The following is a 571-nucleotide window of genomic DNA, read 5'->3' as shown; positions in this document are numbered from 1 at the left end:
AAATACGAAGATGGAAATGGAAAACCAGGAACTGAAGTAAAAATTCCATTAACAGAAAAGAATGGTAAGAAAATTCCAGATGGAACAACATTCGAAAGTGGAACACCAGGAATCACAGTAGATAAAGATGGAAAAGTAACAGTAACAATTCCAAAAGATAAGAACCCAGGTGAAGAAGTAACAGGAAAAGTTCTAGTAAGATACCCAGATGGATCAGAAGAAGAGGTACCTGTAAAAGTAACAGTAACTAATCGTGATAAAGATGATTACACACCGAAATACGAAGATGGAAATGGAAAACCAGGAACATCAGTAGATATCCCAGTAAGTGAAGCGAATGGTAAGAAAATTCCAGATGGAACAACTTACACAAGTGGAACACCAGGAATCACAGTAGATAAAGATGGAAAAGTAACAGTAACAATTCCAAAAGATAAGAACCCAGGTGAAGAAGTAACAGGAAAAGTTCTAGTAAGATACCCAGATGGATCAGAAGAAGAAGTACCTGTAAAAGTAACAGTAACACCACCAGAAAAACTTACACCGACACTAGATGTTGAACAAGATCCTA

The 571-nt window shown here is 36.6% G+C and carries 1 protein-coding gene; it reads left to right on the top strand.

The genetic code is table 11. The features are described 5' to 3' along the window. The coding region (locus HMPREF3186_RS06385; protein WP_197415028.1) for a YPDG domain-containing protein at positions 1–571 on the top strand (571 nt) is incomplete at both ends.

It is taken from the genome of Gemella haemolysans (assembly GCF_001553035.1).
In the GTDB taxonomy this organism is placed as follows: Bacteria; Bacillota; Bacilli; order Staphylococcales; family Gemellaceae; genus Gemella; species Gemella haemolysans_B.
The sequence above is the reverse complement of the archived record's forward strand: the minus strand, read 5'-3'. Positions and strand labels throughout refer to the sequence as shown.